This window comes from Parachitinimonas caeni (assembly GCF_030129945.1).
Classification (GTDB): Bacteria; Pseudomonadota; Gammaproteobacteria; order Burkholderiales; family Chitinimonadaceae; genus Parachitinimonas; species Parachitinimonas caeni.
Window position 1 is genome coordinate 1 of sequence record NZ_JARRAF010000124.1, and the last position, 1,244, is coordinate 1,244.

Genomic DNA, 1,244 nt, shown 5'->3' on the forward strand with positions numbered 1-1,244 from the left:
CGCCAGACCGTGGCGCCGCAGGAGACAGACTGGGGCCACTTCGAGAGCGTGAAGACCCTCGACGACAACCCGACAGGCTGGATCCTCTACAGCTCGGGCACCACCGGCCGGCCCAAAGGCATCTGCGTGGCCGCCCGCACCGTCGCCCAGTACCTCGAATCGCTGCTGCAGCGGCTGCAACTGCCGCAGGGCCTGCGGGTGACCCAGCAATTCTCCCCGAGCTTCGATGGTTATCTTGAGGAAGTCCTGCTGGCCTGGGCCCTGCAAGGCACCAGCGTGGTCGTTGATCGCTACAGCCTGCTCGACGAGAAGCGGACCCGCGACTTCCTGAACCGCTACCGGCCGGATGTGATCTCGGCGGCGCCGGCACTGCTGGCGGCCTGGAACCGCATGCCCGGGCTGCAGCCGCTGCCGCGAGTCTGCATCAGCGGCGGCGACTTCCTGGCGCCGGGCGACATGCAGCAACTGAGCCGGCAGATGCAGATCTGGAACAGCTACGGCCCGACCGAAACCTGCATTGCCGCCTCGATGGTGGACTGCACGACCATGGTCCCCGGCGCGACGTTGCCGATAGGCACCCCGTACGAACACGTCGCCTTTGCCGTGGTCGATGCCAACGGCCGTCGGCTGCGCGATGGCCAATGGGGCGAACTCATCATCTATGGCGACTTCGACCAGCACGGCTATCTGGACGACCCGGAACGCACGGCCGAGCGCTTTGGCCGTGATGCGAATGGCGCCTACTTCCGTACCGGCGACATGGCGATGCGTGGCACCGATGGCCTCTACACCCTGCGCGGCCGGATGGACGACAGCTGCAAGGTACGCGGCAACTTCATCGGTCTGGGCGAACTGGAAGGCAAGGCCAGCCAGTATCCGGGCGTGGTGGCAGCCGGTGCAGCGGTGGCCTGGGCCGGCACGGCCGAAGCCTGTCTGGTTCTGGCGATTGAAGGTGAGCCGGCCAGCCTGGGCGGTCTGCAACAACATCTGGCCCGCCACTACACCCGCTCGCACCTGCCGTCGGCCATCTTCCCGGTGGCCAAGCTGCCACGCACCGATACCGGCAAGCTGGACCGGGCCGGCGTGGTGGGCTTGTTCCATGCCTGGCGTGAGCAGGCCGCCCCGGTGGCCGACGAGGCCGGGCTGGAACCGGGGCTGCGGCTGCTGATTGGCTGCTGGCGCAGCTGTCTGGGCTATCAGGGCGCGCTGACGCCGGAATCGGACTTCTTCCTGGTTTCAGGTTC

The 1,244-nt window shown here is 67.4% G+C and carries 1 protein-coding gene; it reads left to right on the forward strand.

All coding sequences use genetic code 11. The features are described 5' to 3' along the window. Positions 1-1,244 (forward strand): AMP-binding protein (locus PZA18_RS23885; protein WP_284103399.1); only part of this gene is annotated, 1,244 nt, incomplete at both ends.